The sequence below is a fragment of the Ruegeria sp. AI3 genome, from assembly GCF_056541245.1.
This window is the reverse complement of the sequence record NZ_JBQFYA010000002.1, coordinates 16,695-33,939: the sequence shown is the minus strand read 5'-3', so window position 1 is coordinate 33,939 and position 17,245 is coordinate 16,695. Positions and strand designations below refer to the sequence as shown.

Sequence of the window (17,245 nt, the reverse complement as noted above, 5' to 3'; positions counted from 1 at the left end):
CAGTGTTACGTAATGAAATGAGGGTGCCATGCGCATTGCACGAGATCTTGCCGACGCAGTCGGAAAAACGCCGCTGATCCGGTTGAAGCGCATCAGTGAAGAAACCGGGTGCGAGATCCTCGGCAAGGCGGAATTTATGAACCCCGGCCAGTCGGTCAAGGACCGTGCTGCTCTCTACATCATCCGCGACGCAGTTGCGCGGGGTGAGTTGAAGCCCGGTGGCACCATAGTGGAAGGCACCGCAGGCAATACAGGCATCGGGCTGGCTCTGGTCGGTGCATCGATGGGGTTCAAGACGGTGATCGTTATCCCGGAAACCCAGTCAGAAGAGAAGAAAGACATGCTGCGTCTTGCAGGCGCGCAATTGGTTCAGGTTCCGGCGGCACCGTATCGCAACCCCAACAACTTCGTTCACTACTCCCGCCGTCTGGCCGATGAACTGGCGCAAACTGAACCCAATGGCGCGATCTGGGCAAACCAGTTCGACAATGTTGCCAACCGTCAGGCCCATGTGGAAACCACCGGCCCCGAGATCTGGGAACAGACCGACGGCAAGGTCGATGGCTTTGTCTGCGCGGTCGGCTCTGGCGGAACGCTGGCGGGCGTGGCCGATGCGCTGCAGCCAAAAGGCGTGAAGATAGGCCTGGTCGACCCGATGGGCGCGGGGCTGTATTCCTATTACACAACTGGCGAAATCGCGATGGAGGGCGGCTCGATCGCAGAAGGTATCGGACAGGTGCGGATCACCAAGAACCTCGAAGGGTTCAAGCCGGACTACACCTATCAGGCGACCGACAACGAAGCCCTGCCGTACATCTTTGACCTGCTTCGTGAAGAAGGTCTGGTCATGGGTGGTTCGACCGCGATCAACATGGCTGGTGCGGTGCGTTTGGCCAAGGACCTTGGGCCGGGGCATACGATTGTGACCATCCTGTGTGACTATGGCACACGCTATCAGTCCAAACTGTTCAATCCCGAGTTCCTGCGCGAAAAAGAACTGCCGGTACCGGATTGGATGACAGACGCCCCGCGCAAGATACCGGGCGTATTCGAGGACGTCTGATGCTGCGACAGGTCCGCCTGTTTCTGACACTCGCTGCGCTGATCTTTGTCGGATTGGCGGGGGCGGCCTCGGCCCAGCTGACCGACCGGCAAAGCGAGTTCTACAAAGGCTGGCTTAGCACTGCGGACCGTGCCGAAAGCGTTGTTGAAGCCGACAGGGCGTCGGACGCCGCGATGGAGCAGTTGCGTACCGAGATCGACGGCTATCGCAATACGTTCAATACGGCCCGCAATGCCAATGCCGACCGCATCCAGACACTGGAAAGCCAGGTAAATGCGCTGGGTCCTAAACCTGAAGAAGGGGTCACGGAGCCGGAGGATATCGCGCAACTTCGCGAGCATCTGGACGAACAGCTCAACGCCTTGCGGGTGCCGCGGATTATCTCTGAGGAGGCCTTTAGCCGCGCCAACGGTCTGATCAGCGAAATTGACCGTATCCTGCGAGAACGTCAGAGAAAGCAGTTTCTGGAACGCGGTCCATCGCCGCTGAACCTGTCGACATGGCCCGCCGCGTGGTCCGATATCCGCGAGGCTCTGTTCGGACTGTTCAACGAGACGACGGCCAGTCTGACATCCGACGTAACTAAAGAACGCGTTCAGAATCAGGCACCTGCGATACTGGCCTTGGTGGCACTAGCCGTCATCTTACTGGTTTACGGACGCCGTTGGTCTGAACGCGGAGGCGACTATCTGCGTCGTTTCGGTGGGCGCGGAACCGGCGCGTGGACCTTTGTGATTTCCCTTCTACGCATCATCCTTCCCTGGATTGGCGTGGTGGCTCTGACAGCTGCGATTGACCTGACCGGAGTACTTGGTCTGCGCGGTACGCTTTTGCTGCAGCAGGTGCCGTATTGGGCGGCAATCGTGCTTGTTTTCGACTGGGTCGGACGGCAGGTCTACCTGATGGCCGCGGCACAGAATTTCCGAAGATTCTCGGCGGGGCAGATCACCGAAATACGTATCTATGTCGATATTCTGGCAGTGATGCTGATCCTGCACGACATGGTTGGCCTGTTCGAGAGGATTGAGAACATAGCGGAGTCCACCCGCGCTGTTGTGATCTTTCCGGTCATTGTCGTCACCTCACTTCTTCTGCTGCGCATTCGTCAGATCAGACAATCAGATCCAGCGACCGAGGGCGGCGAGATCCCACGTGCCAGTGGATTTTCGCAGGTTGTCGAGGTTGTCCGGCGCATCGTGCTTTTGCTTGGTGTCAGCGCGCCTGTTCTGGCCTTGTTGGGCTACACCAACGCGGCCGAAGCGATTGTGTTTCCTGCAGTCAATACGCTGATCCTGATCGCCATTCTTGTGATCGTGCAGCGCTTTATCAGCTCGCTTTACGGCTGGTTTACGGGACAGGGGGACAACGCCCGTGATTCTCTGTTCGCGGTTCTGGTGGGTTTCTTCTTGGCCTTGGTTTCGATCCCTATCCTGGCCCTTTTCTGGGGCGCGCGCGAAGCGGATCTTAGCGAGATCTGGTCGCAGATCCTGCAAGGGTTCAGCTTGGGCGGGGTTACGATCTCTCCGTCCAATTTCCTGACTTTTGTTGCCGTGTTTGCCATCGGATATGGCTTGACGAGGTTGTTGCAGGGGGGCTTGCGCAATTCGCTGCTGCCCAAGACGAGCATCGATCCGGGTGGGCAGAATGCGATCGTTTCGGGCACTGGCTACGTCGGTATTTTCCTCGCCTCGCTGGTTGCAATCACGGTCGCCGGCTTTGATCTCTCATCGCTCGCGATTGTCGCCGGTGCCTTGTCTGTTGGTATTGGTTTTGGCCTTCAGACCATCGTTTCGAACTTCGTTTCGGGGATCATCCTGCTGGTTGAGCGGCCGATCTCGAAAGGGGATTGGATCGATGTGAACGGGATGATGGGCTATGTCCGCGATATCTCGGTCCGATCCACGCGGATTGAGACTTTTGACCGGACGGATGTCATCGTTCCGAACTCGGATCTGATCAGCGGCGTGGTCACCAACTATACGCGTGGCAATACGATTGGCCGGGTGATCGTGCCTGTGGGCGTGGCCTACGGAACTGACACGCGCAAGGTCGAGACCATTCTGGGCGAGATTGCGAATTCTCATCCCATGGTCTTGGCAAACCCAGCCCCTAGTGTGGTGTTTCAGGGGTTCGGTGCGGATTCGCTGGACTTTGAAATCCGGGGTATTCTGCGCGACGTGAATTGGGTTCTGTCGGTAAAATCCGATATGAACCACGAAATCAATCGCCGGTTCGTGGAAGAGGGTATCGAGATCCCGTTTGCACAACGCGACGTTTGGCTTCGTAACCCCGAAGCCTTGCGCGTTGAAGCACAAGACCCAACCGCGCCAGCCCCGGAGCAACGAGCACCCAGCACCGAACCCGCAGCCATGACCGAGGGAGATCTGGACGGCGATGCTGGGGACGAAGTCTGACCATTGCTCGCGTTGGGAATGGTCCGCAAACTAATGTGCAAACGGGCGTGAATTCACGGAATTGGGGCCTTGCAAATCCTTTTGCATTGCGTCACATATCGCGCTCACGGAGAGGTGGCCGAGTGGTCGAAGGCGCACGCCTGGAAAGTGTGTAGGCGGGAAACCGTCTCCAGGGTTCGAATCCCTGTCTCTCCGCCACAATCCCCCTGATCAGTGTATGTCGCACCTAGATATGAGCGTTTTGTGTGGCGAGATCTGGTTGCATTGTATCAGTTCCATGACAGCCATATAGTGCCGTTCGACGCGAATTTTCTGCACAGGACAGACGGACGAACATGATTGACCTGACGGGGCGGGTGCCTCTGCGTACAAGCCAGAATTATGAAATCTTCCAGCATCCAGAAATGGATGGCGCCCTGTTGAAAGTCCGCGTGGATGAGCCGAAGCGAAACCACCTTATCCCGCGTTATGCGGAATGGCGTTATGGCAATTTGCGACAGTGGAACCGCGAAGCGAACGAATACCTTGCCGCGCTGCATCGCGGCTGCCCCGAGATTGAGCGTCTGGCGAAATTCATGGGCTATGCACCAACTTCGCGGGGGCCTGCAATCGTTGTGGAAAAGATGACCGGCCCGGATGGGGATCTCGCCCCGTCCCTGCATGCAGAGATGATGGCTGCGAATGGAGATCCCGATGTGCTTCAGAAGCTGCGGGCCGACTTGCTGGAGTTGCTGGATGATCTGGAGCGCGGACGCATCATCGTCGGTGACATGGGGATAGGAAACATCGTGCGCGCGCAAGAGCGCGGTGGCAAACTCGTCGTCATTGACGGGCTGGGTGAGAGGGTCCTGTTGCCTCTGACACTGTTCAGCGATTGGGCGTTTCGCAAATCCATGGCGCGGCGGCGTGCGCGCATGGCGGGTTAGTTACGTCAGAATGGACCTATTTGAGCATTGGCCGCTGTCCTGTATTTGCTTTATGTCTGGCGATGTTAGGTGCAAGACAGCCCAAATTGGCGGAGGTGCTAAGTGAAACTCTCAACCCCAAATTTCCCGGCCCCAACTGATGCTGAAGGTCGCAAGGCTATCCGCCCTGTCATCTGTTATCCACCTGAAACTCTGCCCAGCCCTGATCTAGATGGGCTGACCCGCTTGCGGGACACATCCGAGAAAACTGCCGAGGTCACCGCCGCACCGCGCGATGCCGCCTGTATCGACGTGCCAGCTGGTGCTTTTTTCCGCATCACATCCGTCGAAGGCGCGCAGGTTGGCGATCTGAACCTGTGGAACAAACACAATCTGACCGAACGGTTCTACTCCGGTAAAACCCGCGCCCTACACGGTACGCATCTTTCGACCGGAGACCGCATGTGGTCGACCTTCCCAAATATGCGGCCCATGGCGACGATCACGGCTGATACGCTGGACTGGTACGGCTTTGACGCTTTTGGGGGCTCCGTTCATGACGTGATCGGCACCCGCTGCGACCCGTATACCGGTCGGTTGCTGTCGGGGGATGACTACCACTATTGCTGTCATTCGAACCTGACCCGGGCCTTGGCGCAGCATTGCGATCTGCCTCTGCATGAGGCGGAGACCTATGTGCATGACGTTCTGAATGTCTTCATGTGTACCGGTTTCACGCGCGATACCGGCCAGTACTTCATGAAGGCCAGCCCGGTGCGTCCAGGTGACTATCTTGAATTCCATGCCGAGATCGACCTGATCGTCGGCCTCTCAGCCTGTCCTGGTGGGGATTGTTCCTCAGAGCATTCCTCGGACACCGCTGCGTGCTATCCGTTGCTGATCGAGGTCTTCGATCCGGGTGAAGCCGCGCGGCAGTCGCATGTGCAGCCCAGTGTCTCGGCCTATGACCGGACGCATGGCGTATAGAAGACAGCGAAAGGAAAGCGCGTGACGCAAGCGGATGAGCAGCTGGAGACGGCTGTGTTCTACATAAACCTTGACCGGGTTCCCGAACGCCGCGCGTTTATGGAGGCGCAGTTCGCAAAAGCTGGCGTGATCGAACCGATCCGCTTCAGCGCGGTTGACGCACGTCAGGCGGATGCTCTGGAGGGGAATGGGTATGTGCCGGGCGTTGGTTCTCGCTGGGGTTTGAAGCAAAGCGAGATCGCCTGTTTTGAAAGCCATCGCACCGTCTGGCAGCAAGCAGTGGATCAAAATCTGAAGGCGGCCGCAATTTTCGAGGATGATGTCGAGATGTCGTCCCGACTGGGGCAGGTGATCGACAGCCTCGTCGAGAACGCGGACAGGTTCGATTTCGCAAAGTTGGACTACTCGCCGCGCAGCCTGCGTTTTGGAGCAGAGGAAGAGATAGGCAGAGTTACAGTTCGCCCAATGCTGGAAATGGCCCCAAGTGCTGCGGCCTATGTTCTGTCGCAGGAGGGGTGTCGCAAACTGCTGGCTTGGTCTCAGCAGTACTCGGACCATCTGGACGATTTCGTATCGATCCCCCGGCCAGATTGGCGGATGTATCAGGTGTTCCCGGCTGTGGGTGTGCAGATGATCTGGTCGAAGCAGCAGCAGGATCTTAAACAGGTCAAGACCAGCGAGCGGGAAGGGGATCAATCCACCAATACCGGCTTGGACAAAGGCCCGTTCTGGTTCCGGGCTCGGCGCGAGCTATTCGCGGCAAAACGCAAGCTTGGTTGGCGCTTTGGAGGGCAAAAAAAATTGCTCGACCAGGGTGGGTTTGTTGGGTTCATTCCAACTGATACAGACCTTCTTGTCTGAAGCCTGTTTCGAGCACCCTGGTGGAAAACCGAGGCTGAAGAACTCAAGTTTTCAAAAGCATTAACAAAAATACCAATTTGATATAAGGTTGTGGCGTTATTTCTAGTTATTGACTGGGTGTTGGGGTGTCACAAACGCTTTACGAGAAATACGGCGGCTTCAAAACCATCAGCCGTGTGGTGATGAGTTTCTACGAAATAGCGCTGGAGTCCGACGACATCGGGCATTTCTTCGAAGATATCGACATGCCGCGCCTGATTGACCATCAGACCAAGTTCGTCTCTTCCCTGGTCGGTGGTCCTGCTGCGTTCAGCGACGATAGGATCGAGGCTGTGCATCGCCACCTTGGCATTTCTCATGACCATTTTGATGTCATGGCGGAGCTATTCGGCGAAGCGCTTGAGATGCATGGCATGTCCGAGCGCGATATCAAAACGGCCCTTGGCGCGATTGAAGGCAAACGCTCGATCATCGTCAGCCGTGACGCGGCATGAGCATCCTTGCCATCAACGAACAGCTGCTGCGTGCCATCGGCGTTGGTGTTGCCGTTGTGCGGGCGTCGGATCTGAAATTCGTCTTTCATAACAGCCCCTTCGCCGAATGGTTTGGCAAGCCCGAGAAAAAGCAGTCTCTGTTAGATATTCTGCCGGACCTCGATGCGAGAGAGCTGGAAGACGTCAAGCAATCCGGCCTCCGGTATTCGGTCGAGCTTCAGATCAAACCCAAGCGCCGGACTCTGATCTTTGCAGTCACTGTCTCACTGGCCAGTGGGTTGTCGGAACAGGTGCTGATCGTGGAATGCCAGAACATCACGCGCATTCGCGAGCTTGAGAGCATGATCGACAGCTACTCTACCATGGTCGAGCGCAACACGCGTGAATTGGAGCGCGAGAAGGAGAGGGTTGAACGCCTCTTGCTGAACGTGATGCCCCGCGCGGTGTATGAAGAGTTCAAGACTTTTGGCGTCGTGACCCCTCAGTTGTTCGATCAAGTCTCGGTGGTGATGTTGGATTTCGTCGGGTTCACGGATTTTGCTGCCAAAACCGACCCGACGGTCACGTTGAGCGAGTTGAATGATATCTTCACGGCCTTCGACCGGATCGTCGAGCAATACGGTTGCGAGCGGATCAAAACGATAGGGGACGCCTATCTGGCCGTCTCTGGCATGCCGGATGCGACGCCCGACCATGCCACCGCTGTTGCCCATTGCGCGGTGCGCTTCTTGCGGTATTTGGAACGTCGAAACGAAAGCCATCCGCATAAATGGCAGGCCCGGATCGGTCTAGGTATGGGGCCTGCTGTTGGGTCGGTCGTGGGCATTCAGAAATATGTCTATGACGTGTTTGGCCCAGCGGTAAACATCGCTGCTCGCCTACAAGTCTTTGCAAACCCGATGAATATCGTGGCGCCAGAGGCGATGAAATACGCGTTGATCGATGAGTTTCAGGTCTCAGATCTGGGGCGGGTCGAGATCAAGGGGATGGGAGAGATGGACCTGATCAACGTCTCATCGGGCCTCAGTGCCAATCAAGGAAGCCGATTGTTCTGAGGGTCAGTCGTCCTGCGGCACCAGACCCAGCCCGCGCAGGTAAATCCCAATCCCGCTTTCCAGAAGGTCCTCGGGCGAAAAGGGGGAGGTCGCACCTGTCGCGTTGCGCGCATAGAGTTCGACCACACCGTGACTCATCGCCCAGATATGGGCCGAGAACATGGACGCGGGAGGCCGCTTTTCAGGTGGGATATGTTGAGACAGGTCCGCAGCGGCCTTCTCCAGAACCGTTTTGGCCCGGTTTGACGCTAACGACAGCTCGGGCGTGCGGTTCGGGGAAATCCCACTTTCGAACATGGCGATGTAGTGGCCGGGATGCTTGCGGGCAAAGGCCAGATAGGCGCGCCCGGTGGCCTCAAACGCGGCCAGAGCGGATGGCTGGCCCTCGTCATAGGCATATTGCATCAGGTCGGCGAACATCTCGAACCCTTGCCGGGCGGCTTCGGCAATCAGGTCCTCACGCCCGTGATAGTGCCGGTAGACGGCAGCAGGAGTGACCCCGGCGGTCTTGGCGGCCTCGGACAGGGTGAAACCGGTGGGGCCTTTTTCTTCGATCAACGACAGCGCGGCCTCAATTAGGGCTTGCTTCAGGTTTCCGTGGTGATACCCGCGCTTCGTCATTCCGGCCTCAGGTTATTGGTTTTTCACGTGTTCGGGTGCCAAGAGATAGTCCAATTTCAGCGAATGGTCCAACGTCCAAGCAATCAATTCTTGCCCAGACCTTTTTTATGTCAGGACTCCCAAACATCCGGCCCGCCGCAGATATTCGGATCATTCTCGCCGATGGCTTTTTCGTCTTTTTCATCGTAATCCAAAGCCAGCAGCACCGTTCGGATCGCTGCAAGGCGCGCGCGTTTCTTGTCGTCAGACCGCACGATGGTCCAAGGACAGTTTTCCGAATGTGATCGGGTCAGAGTTTCAGAAATCGACTGAGTATATTCATCCCATTTTTCCAAACCGGCGATATCAATCGGGCTGAGTTTCCACTGTTTCAGCGGATCCGTTTCACGCGCCAAGAAGCGGTTCAGCTGTTCAGCACGGCCGACGTTCAGCCAGAATTTGAACAGGCTTATCCCGTCGTTCACGAACCCGGTTTCCAGCGGTAACACCTGACGGAAGAACCGTTCGCGCTCCTCCTGATTACAGAACCCAAAGACGTTTTCCACGACGCCTCGGTTGTACCAGCTGCGGTCGAAAAAAACGATCTCACCGGCCGAGGGCAAGTGCTGGATATAGCGTTGGAAATACCATTGGCTGCGCTCGGAATCCGAGGGTTTGCTGAGCGCAACATTCCGCGCCCCGCGTGGGTTCAGGTTCTCGCGGAACCGCTTGATGGTGCCACCTTTTCCCGCCGCATCTCTGCCTTCAAAGATGATCGCGACCCGTTGGCCGGTTTCTTTGACCCAGGATTGCATTTTAACCAGTTCGATTTGCAGCGCCTCGATCTGCTGCTCGTAGTCCTTGGTCTTCATTTTTTCGGCGTAAGGATAGCTTGGATTCAGGATGTCGCCCTTGTTAGCCTTTTCGATCATTTTGCGCACGTCACCGGGCGCTTTCTTGCGGTAATACTTCTCGATTGCACCTTTTTCTGACCGGGCCATGAGCTACCTCGCGATAAAATCCATATCTTACTATGGATTAGGTGCTGGCCTAACGCAAACCTGCCCGTTGTGCGGCGCGGTCTATGGCGGCGGCGACCTCATCGGCTGCGACGACCTGAGGCATATGGCCGATGCCCGGCAGCTCGATCAGCTCGGCACCGGGGATTTGTTCGATCAAGCGGGTTGAGTGCCAATCCAGCTTGACCGTCGTATCTGCCGTGCCGTGAATGATTTCGGTAGGCACAGAGATTTCACCGTATCGGGGCTGCAGACGCTCAATCTCTTCCAGCAGCCGGACCCGTTGTTTTGCGTTGGCATGCATTGAGGCGCGGCGCATCGTCAGGGCGGGGCCGAAATGCTCGGCATAGCCTTCGGGTGCAGTTTGCGGAGCAAACACTTTGTCGAGGGCCGTTTCGACATAAGACTCCGGCACATAAGAGGTGATGAGGGGCAGGGCAAGCGCGCTTCCTAGGTTGGTTGCTGCCAATCGGTTGAAATTGTCCAGCGGCGTCTCCCACGGGATCGCGGCCGGGGCGATCAGCACGAGGCCCGAGAGATTGTCAGGCCGGGTCACTGCCCAAGCAAGCGCCACTGACCCTCCTAGACTCTGTCCGGCGACGATGGGTTTCTCTGCGCCAAGTTGGGCAGCGGCGCGTTGCAGGATATCCGCCTGTTCCTGGATGGTTTCGCCTTGGGGATTGAAACTGTCCGAATAGCCAAGGCCGGGACGGTCAAACACGATCACGCGGTAGTCTTTGGCCAGAATCGGGGCCAAGGCGAAGGTCATGTCGCGGGTATTTCCGCTGGAGCCGTGGATCAAGACCACATCAGGGCCATCCCCCATGACAACCGCATGCACGGCAATTCCATCCACGTCGAGTATCTGGCCTTCGGGTGGAAACGCCTCCGCAGCGCGGGCCTCGCTCTGGGCGGCGCGCCACAAGGTAAACGCTGAGAAGCCGATCAGGCCCAGCGTCAGGAGTATCCAGATCTTAGCTGCCAATTTCACTCATATCGAATGGTGTGGACTGATATATTTCATTGATCCAGTTACCATAGAGCAGATGCGCATGGCTGCGCCACCGGTTCTGCGGCGCTTTCGTCGGATCATCATCCGGATAGTAGTTCATCGGCACGTTGATCGGTGTGCCATTGGCGATGTCCCGATCATATTCCTGCTTCAACGTATCGCTGTCATATTCGAAATGGTTGAAGATATAGAGCGCACGATGCGCCGGATCTTCGACAAGGCAAGGACCTGCTTCATCGCTGCCCAGCAACGTGACGAGACCGTTCGCGGCGTCGATCTCAGCCTGTTTCATCTCGGTCCAGCGACTGACGGGAATAACGCAATCATCCGAGAATCCTCGCAAAAATGGAGAGGATGGGAGTAGGTTCCGATGCCGGAAACAGCCAAAGGCCTTGGCGTCCAGCATGTGTTTTTTCACGCCGTGGAAATGGTTGATCATCGCCATACCACCCCAGCACACCCCGAACGTGGAATGGACGTTGGTCTGGGTCCACTCAAACACCTCGCGGAGTTCTTCCCAATAGGTGACATCAACGAATTCCAGATGCTCGATCGGCGCACCGGTGATGATCAGGCCGTCAAACTTCTGGTCCTTCACGTCCTTGAACGGCTTATAGAACTCGGCCATATGCGCAGCGGCGGTGTTCTTGGTCCGATGCTCGGTCATGCGGATCAGAGACAGGTCAATCTGCAGTGGAGTGGCCCCGATCAGACGCGCGAACTGGTTCTCGGTCTGGATCTTCTTGGGCATCAGATTCAGCAGCCCGATCCGCAGTGGGCGAATGTCTTGCCGCATTGCCTGATCCGCGGCCATGACCATGACGCCTTCCTGGGTCAGGACGTCAAAGGCGGGCAATTCGGATGGGATTTTGATCGGCATCGGGTCAGACTTTTGAATAGGTTAAGAGGAGGTAGTTAGGCGTGATCGCGCCCGGTCTCAAGGGTGCGTTCGATCAACTCATCGAAATCAGCCGCATCGCGCACCTTTCCGATATCCTTGGCCGTTATCGTAACGCCCCAGTTTTTCGCCATCGCCTCGTACCGGGGCTGACGATGGGCAAGCGCCTGAGCGTAGGTCCACCGGATGAACGCGTCCGGGTCCACGTCAGACTCGGAGCAGCCGTTTTGATCCAGATATTCGGTCCAGACGCGGGTCAGGAATTCAGCCTGATAGGACATCGGCTTAGGGGCCTTGTCGAAGCGTCGGACCAGCTCGGCCGTGTGGTCTTCGTCACCCTTCAGCCAGATCATCAGCGCCTGTTTTGACAACTCGGACATCAGTTGATCCGCTGAATCATCCGGGTCGACCCACTCGCAAATCGACCCGCCGGTGTCGCAGATGAAATGCGGATATCCATAAAGACGCTCTGCCCGATCCACGAAATATTCGGTGTCCAGAAGGGCGTGAATTTCGGCCAATCGGAATTGCTCCTGTCGGCGGCGGTATTCGGACATCTCCAAACCCCCAAGCGCCGGATTGCCGGGTTTTCCGAGGTAGGATGCAACGGGGGTCAGGTTCTCGAACGAGATGTTCGAGCCGATATAGATCGAATCCGACAGCAGAAGATCCCTCAGGAACGGGACTTTCATCGCCTCAGCTTTGGCGTTATCGGCGATGTATTCGCCCATGTAGCGGGTGCCGATCCGGTAGTCGACCGAGTAGTGAAACCAGCCACCGCTGTCCCGCAGGATGTTGGATACATAGGTCTTGCCCAGCCCCGACATGCCGAAAAACAGCACCTTCTTGCGTGCAGCCCCACGCCAATCTCTTGCCGAGCTGTAGATCATCTTGCGCTGTCCCTTGTTTTTGCCTTTGCTAAATCGGGCAGGCGGCGGCGTCAATCGCGAGGGACGGCTCGGTTGAGGATCAATAGTCCCGCAGCCAGCACGGCAAAGCCAATATAGGCGCGCGGATCCAGTGCCTCGTCGCGCAGCAAGGCCCCCAAAACGATCGCGACAGGTGGGATGATGAGGGTCACGAGTAACAGATTGCCACTGCCCGCCATTGCAAGAACCCGGTAGTAGAGAAGATATGCACCTGCCGTCGCGATCAGGGAATAATACGCGATTGCTGCCCATGTAACCGCAGGCAGGCTGAGACTTGGGATGCCGTCTGTCATGAGGGCAATAGGGATCATGAACAGGGTCGAGCCGGTTAGCATCCCTGCAGCCGCAACAATAGGGGGCAGGGAGCCTAGGTGTTTGCGCGCCCAAACGCCGGCAAACGCGTAGGAGATAGTGCCCGCGAGGATGGCAAGTTGAGCTGTGTTTTGTAGGCTAAAGCTGGTGAGGTTGCCGATACCGATTGCGATTGAGACGCCAAAAAAGCCCAGTCCAGCGCCGAGAAGCCGCGGTGGTGTCAACCGCTCGTCGGAAAAGAAGAGGGCAGCAACGAGAACACCAAAGATAGCCGTCGCCGCGTTCAAAATCGCCGTGAGGCCGGTGTCAATGTACAACTGCCCCCACGCCATCAGCGAGAACGGAATCACGTTGTTGAGCAGTCCCATGACCAGAAAACCCAACCAGAGGCGCGGTGAGGTCGGGACGCTTAGACCCCTAAGCCAAACCACCAACCACAGGGCAAGCATTGCCCAGAATGTTCGATGCAGCACCGAGGTCATCACTGGTATCGTGTCCAGCGCAATCCGAATTGAAACGAATGAAGCGCCCCAGATGATACCCAGCAGCGAAAGCTCAGCCCATGCGCGGGGGGATAGGTGTTTTTGCTGTTCCATGAACAGGTTGTGGCAGCTTTGAGTTCATGCGGCGACCCGAAAGATGCGGAAACAAAAAGACCCCACCAAAAACGGCGGGGTCTGATTGGTTTTTATGTGGGGGCGATTAGTCCAGAGCGTAGGTGATCTGGAAGCCGACACTCCAAGCGCTATTGCCTGAGAAGTCAGCTGTTTGACCAAACCCACCGTCAGCCGTTGCATCACCAATATCAGTGTAGCGAACGCCCGCCGAGATTTTGGCTTTTTCCAGAGAGTAGGTGCCGCCAAGACCGATGCTCCAGAAACCGTCTGTGGGACCCAGGTTGGTCACCGGTTCTCCTTCGTCGGTTTCATAGCCCAACGTCACAGCGCCCGAAAACTCTTCAGAGAACTGGTATCCCAAACCTAGAGTGTAAGTGTAGGTGGCATTGCCATAGCTAACCAGTGCAGTGGTCGGCGGATAGTTTGGCGGATCATACTCCAATTGCGGCCAATCAACCCACCTGATCGAGCCGAATAGCAGTGTTTTGGGTGCTACGCCGGTTTGGAAATCCAGATTGATCGACTGTGGCGTTTCGACCTCAGAATCCGTATCAAAGGTCGCTACTGTTCCAGGTGGAATACCAGCGCCCGGAATTGGATTTACCGACTCTGTTTGAGACAAATCGTGGCTGATCTTGGAGTTGTAGGTAAGCGCAACCCTCGCTGCAATTTCCGGTTTTTCCCAAGCGACGCCTACGACATACCCAAAGGCCACGTCTGCATCAGTACTAACTTCGTAGCCTGCGGCGGCCGGGACCGTGACGCTGGCGCTCACTCGCTGGGCCCTGACCCCGCCGATCGCACTAAAGCCGCCATCAAACTTGTAGCGAAGCAAAGCCGTAATTGCTTCGGTATCCGCTTTCGCTTCTAGTACGCCTGTTCGTCCACCCGGGATTGGGTTGATAGAAAGAGGATAGTTGGGGCCATACGCGATATCGGCACCGAAGGGCTCGTCATACATAATCGCAAAGTCGAGCTTCTCGGTTAGAGAAGTTTTGTAGCCGAGATGTGGCGTGAAGAAGTCGTTTGCTACGTTTCCAGAGTCGATAACCTGCCCCTGCGTTGGGCTGCCGGGGTTCGCATCAAGTAGTGAGCCGCTCACCCTAGGCTTCGTATATCCCAACCGGAACTGCACTACCGATCCTTCTTCGAAAATCAAGTTTATGCCCTGACCGCTTCGGTCCAGGCCGCCAGCGTGGCCAGCCGTTGTCCCCACGCAAAGCGCGCACGCTGATAGTAGCGCCTTTCTCATGTATTCCTCCCTTACTGTCCCTTGAAGGCCTGTATGGCATCGTGTGAGTGTACGGATGCCGACCCGCTCGATTTGAATGCCCGATACTGTCTCGGTGTCTATTTTATCGTCAACTAGTGACCGTGCGTTACTTCTTATGAGTGTCGGCACGAACTGTTGCTAAACTGTTACGATTTTCGGACCAAACATTCAGAAAGATACCTGAAAAGATCACGGCTGCTCCGAGCAGCGTCCAGTGATCCAGTGGTTCATGATAAAGAAGCATACCGACAACCGCGATTGTCGGCAGGCGGGCAAAGTCGAACGGCACCACCACGGTCGCCGGGGCGATTGCAAGCGCGTTTGTGATACAGAAATGCGCCAAAAGACCGGCCAGACCAACCAGCAACAAAAAGGGTGCAGTCTGCAGCGTTGGCAATGCGATTTGCTGGTCTATCCCTGCCGCAATCGTGCCCAGAACCGCCTGCATCACAGTCAGCCAAAACACGATACATCCGATACTTGCATGGCGGGTGAGTTGTTTCGTCGTGATTGTTGTAAACGCGAAGAAAATCGCGCTTCCAGCAGCCATGAGAATGCCCGGAGAAAGGCTTGAGGTTCCGGGTCTTGTCACCATCAGGACGCCAGCAAACGCGATCAGTGCCGATGTCATGCGGATCGCGGTCAGGCGCTCTTTCAAAAGAAGCGGAGAAAGCAGGATAACCCAGATCGGTTGGGTGAATTCAAGCGCGAAAACCTGCGCCAGAGGGGCCACTCCGACGGCGTAGAACCAAAGGTTTTGGCCGGTGAAATGGAACGTGTTGCGAAGGGCGTGCAAACCAAGACGCTCGGTTGTGACCTGATGCCATTTGCGGGTCGCCGTCAGTACTAGCGCTACGATGAGCACGCCGACAAAACTGCGATACATCATGATCTCGAAAGTATCGTGATGCAGGCTCAGTTCTCGACCAGCGACGGCCATTGAGGAGAACGAGGCAATGGCGCCGGTCATCCACAGAGCGGCCTTACCAAACTGCGTTTTGTCGCCCTGCACGCTGCGCCTCTTAACGATTGGTTTAGATGTCTGACTTTAAATCACTTTTCTCAGTGTCGGAGAAACAAAAAAGCCGGGTCAGAACCCGGCTTTTTTCTCATTCCCACTCAATCGTTCCCGGAGGTTTCGAGGTGATGTCATAGGTGCATCGGTTGATGCCCTTGACCTCATTTATGATCCGAGTGGCGGTTTCGCCCAGGAATTCGTGGCTGAAAGGGTAATAGTCGGCCGTCATGCCATCAACTGACGTCACGGCACGCAGCGCGCAGGCGTAGTCATATGTGCGGCCATCGCCCATGACGCCGACGGTGCGGACGGGAAGAATCGCTACAAAGGCCTGCCAGATTTCATCATAGAGCCCGTGTTTGCGAATCTGGTCGATGTAGACTGCATCGGCTTCCCGCAGGATTTCCAGCTTCTCTCGGGTAATCTCTCCGGGGCAGCGAATAGCCAGACCCGGTCCGGGGAATGGGTGGCGGCCGATGAAGCTGTCCGGTAGACCTAGCTCGCGACCCAGCGCGCGGACCTCATCTTTGAACAGCTCACGCAGGGGTTCGACCAGCTTCAGACCCATCTTCTCGGGCAGGCCACCAACATTGTGGTGCGACTTGATCGTGACCGAAGGGCCTCCGCTGAACGAGACGGACTCGATGACGTCAGGGTAGAGCGTGCCTTGGGCCAGGAACTCGGCGCCGTCGATTGTGTCGGCGTGTTTCTGGAACACGTCGATGAACAGCTTGCCGATGATCTTGCGCTTGGTCTCGGGGTCGCTTTGACCGTCCAACTCGCCCAGGAACAGATCGCTTTCATCCGCATGGATCAGCTGAATGTTGTAGTTGTCGCGGAACATGCCGACGACTTCCTGCGCCTCGTTCTTGCGAAGCAGCCCGTGGTCAACAAAGACGCAGGTGAGTTGATCACCGATCGCTTCGTGGATCAGGATCGCGGCCACCGAGCTGTCGACGCCGCCGGACAAGCCACAGATGACTTTCTTGTCGCCGACCTGCTCGCGAATCTTCTCGATCATCTGTTCGCGATAGGCACCCATCGTCCAGTCGCCGCTGAACCCGGCGAGCTTCACAAAATTTTTGTATAGTTTCGCGCCCTTGGGCGTGTGATGCACCTCGGGGTGGAACTGCACAGCGTAGAAATGGCGCTTGCTGTCTGCCGTGATGGCAAACGGCGCGTTGGGGGAGGTGCCGTAAACCTCAAACCCGGGAGCGATTTCGCTGACATGGTCGCCGTGGCTCATCCAGACTTGTTCATCACCATCCGCGAACCAGTCTTTCAGGATATCCAGCTGACCTTTCGGAGTGACAAAGGCGCGGCCAAACTCGGCAGTGCCATGGCCGCTTTCGACCTTGCCGCCCAGTTGGTGCATCATCACCTGCTGGCCATAACAGATGCCCAGGATCGGAACGCCATAGTCGAAAATCTCTTGCGGCGCGCGCGGAGAGCCCTCACGCGTGACACTGTCCGGCCCACCCGAAAAGATCACCGCCTTGGGCGCCATTTCGCGCACAAATTCCATGGTGACGTTCTGGTAGGGATGGATTTCGCAATAGACATTCAGCTCGCGCAGACGGCGTGCAATCAGCTGCGTTACCTGGCTGCCGAAGTCGATGATCAGAAGGCGGTCGTGGGATGTATCACTCATGTGCGGGCCATAGGCCAAGCGTGACGAATTCGCAAGAGAAAGGTCTTTGCTGAAGGGCGGATACCCGCATTTCAGGGAAACTGCGTTTCGGCTATTGTAAAAGTTTTGTAACAAAAATATGACGATTTTTCCGTCTG

General features: G+C 56.7%; 16 protein-coding genes and 1 tRNA gene. 8 read left to right on the top strand and 9 right to left on the bottom strand.

Features of this window, described 5'->3' with window-relative positions:
- Window positions 1-28: 28 nt before the first annotated feature.
- The 8 genes from ACRZ95_RS03975 (at window position 29) to ACRZ95_RS03940 (ending at window position 7,779) form a co-directional block, all read left to right on the top strand.
- Window positions 29-1,063, top strand: coding sequence for a cysteine synthase A (locus tag ACRZ95_RS03975; RefSeq protein ID WP_170677785.1), 1,035 nt, complete (start codon window positions 29-31; stop codon window positions 1,061-1,063).
- Window positions 1,063-3,477, top strand: coding sequence for a DUF3772 domain-containing protein (locus ACRZ95_RS03970; protein WP_170677787.1), 2,415 nt, complete (start codon window positions 1,063-1,065; stop codon window positions 3,475-3,477). Before ACRZ95_RS03975 ends, ACRZ95_RS03970 begins: the two co-directional genes overlap by 1 nt.
- Window positions 3,478-3,585: 108 nt before the next feature.
- A tRNA-Ser gene (locus tag ACRZ95_RS03965) sits at window positions 3,586-3,675 on the top strand.
- Window positions 3,676-3,812: 137 nt separating this feature from the next.
- Complete coding sequence (locus ACRZ95_RS03960) at window positions 3,813-4,403, top strand: YrbL family protein (RefSeq protein ID WP_170677789.1); 591 nt, start codon at window positions 3,813-3,815, stop codon at window positions 4,401-4,403.
- Between the two features lie 102 nt (window positions 4,404-4,505).
- Complete coding sequence (locus tag ACRZ95_RS03955; RefSeq protein ID WP_170677791.1) at window positions 4,506-5,369, top strand: DUF1989 domain-containing protein; 864 nt, start codon at window positions 4,506-4,508, stop codon at window positions 5,367-5,369.
- 21 nt (window positions 5,370-5,390) lie between these two features.
- Window positions 5,391-6,230 carry a glycosyltransferase family 25 protein gene (locus ACRZ95_RS03950; protein WP_170677793.1) on the top strand — a complete coding sequence of 280 codons (840 nt, stop codon included), beginning with the start codon at window positions 5,391-5,393 and terminating at the stop codon, window positions 6,228-6,230.
- A gap of 125 nt (window positions 6,231-6,355) precedes the next feature.
- Window positions 6,356-6,724 carry a group I truncated hemoglobin gene (locus ACRZ95_RS03945; protein WP_170677795.1) on the top strand — a complete coding sequence of 123 codons (369 nt, stop codon included), beginning with the start codon at window positions 6,356-6,358 and terminating at the stop codon, window positions 6,722-6,724.
- Window positions 6,721-7,779, top strand: coding sequence for an adenylate/guanylate cyclase domain-containing protein (locus ACRZ95_RS03940; RefSeq protein WP_170677797.1), 1,059 nt, complete (start codon window positions 6,721-6,723; stop codon window positions 7,777-7,779). The genes ACRZ95_RS03945 and ACRZ95_RS03940 overlap by 4 nt, the downstream gene beginning before the upstream one ends.
- Window positions 7,780-7,782: 3 nt before the next feature.
- On the opposite strand, the gene ACRZ95_RS03935 is transcribed toward ACRZ95_RS03940, so the two are convergent.
- The 9 genes from ACRZ95_RS03935 to guaA all read right to left on the bottom strand — a co-directional run bounded on the left by ACRZ95_RS03935 (window position 7,783) and on the right by guaA (window position 17,108).
- Window positions 7,783-8,400: a TetR/AcrR family transcriptional regulator gene (locus tag ACRZ95_RS03935; protein WP_170487400.1), complete on the bottom strand. Its 618-nt coding sequence runs from the start codon at window positions 8,398-8,400 to the stop codon at window positions 7,783-7,785.
- A 110-nt stretch (window positions 8,401-8,510) separates the two neighbouring features.
- Window positions 8,511-9,380, bottom strand: coding sequence for a polyphosphate kinase 2 (gene ppk2 / locus ACRZ95_RS03930; RefSeq protein ID WP_170638853.1), 870 nt, complete (start codon window positions 9,378-9,380; stop codon window positions 8,511-8,513).
- Window positions 9,381-9,429: 49 nt separating this feature from the next.
- Window positions 9,430-10,383, bottom strand: coding sequence for an alpha/beta fold hydrolase (locus ACRZ95_RS03925; protein ID WP_170677799.1), 954 nt, complete (start codon window positions 10,381-10,383; stop codon window positions 9,430-9,432).
- Window positions 10,373-11,290, bottom strand: coding sequence for a homoserine O-acetyltransferase MetA (gene metA / locus ACRZ95_RS03920; RefSeq protein ID WP_170677801.1), 918 nt, complete (start codon window positions 11,288-11,290; stop codon window positions 10,373-10,375). Before metA ends, ACRZ95_RS03925 begins: the two co-directional genes overlap by 11 nt.
- A gap of 35 nt (window positions 11,291-11,325) precedes the next feature.
- Window positions 11,326-12,198 carry an ATPase gene (locus ACRZ95_RS03915; protein WP_170677803.1) on the bottom strand — a complete coding sequence of 291 codons (873 nt, stop codon included), beginning with the start codon at window positions 12,196-12,198 and terminating at the stop codon, window positions 11,326-11,328.
- Window positions 12,199-12,248: 50 nt separating this feature from the next.
- The gene (locus ACRZ95_RS03910) at window positions 12,249-13,145 is read right to left on the bottom strand and encodes a DMT family transporter (RefSeq protein WP_170677805.1); all 897 of its coding nucleotides are present in this window, start codon (window positions 13,143-13,145) and stop codon (window positions 12,249-12,251) included.
- Between the two features lie 106 nt (window positions 13,146-13,251).
- Window positions 13,252-14,325, bottom strand: coding sequence for an OmpP1/FadL family transporter (locus tag ACRZ95_RS03905; protein ID WP_480554550.1), 1,074 nt, complete (start codon window positions 14,323-14,325; stop codon window positions 13,252-13,254).
- A 220-nt stretch (window positions 14,326-14,545) separates the two neighbouring features.
- Window positions 14,546-15,451 (bottom strand): DMT family transporter, encoded by a 906-nt coding sequence (locus ACRZ95_RS03900; protein ID WP_480554548.1) that lies wholly within the window; start codon window positions 15,449-15,451, stop codon window positions 14,546-14,548.
- A gap of 97 nt (window positions 15,452-15,548) precedes the next feature.
- Window positions 15,549-17,108 carry a glutamine-hydrolyzing GMP synthase gene (guaA, locus tag ACRZ95_RS03895; protein WP_170638849.1) on the bottom strand — a complete coding sequence of 520 codons (1,560 nt, stop codon included), beginning with the start codon at window positions 17,106-17,108 and terminating at the stop codon, window positions 15,549-15,551.
- Window positions 17,109-17,245: the final 137 nt, after the last annotated feature.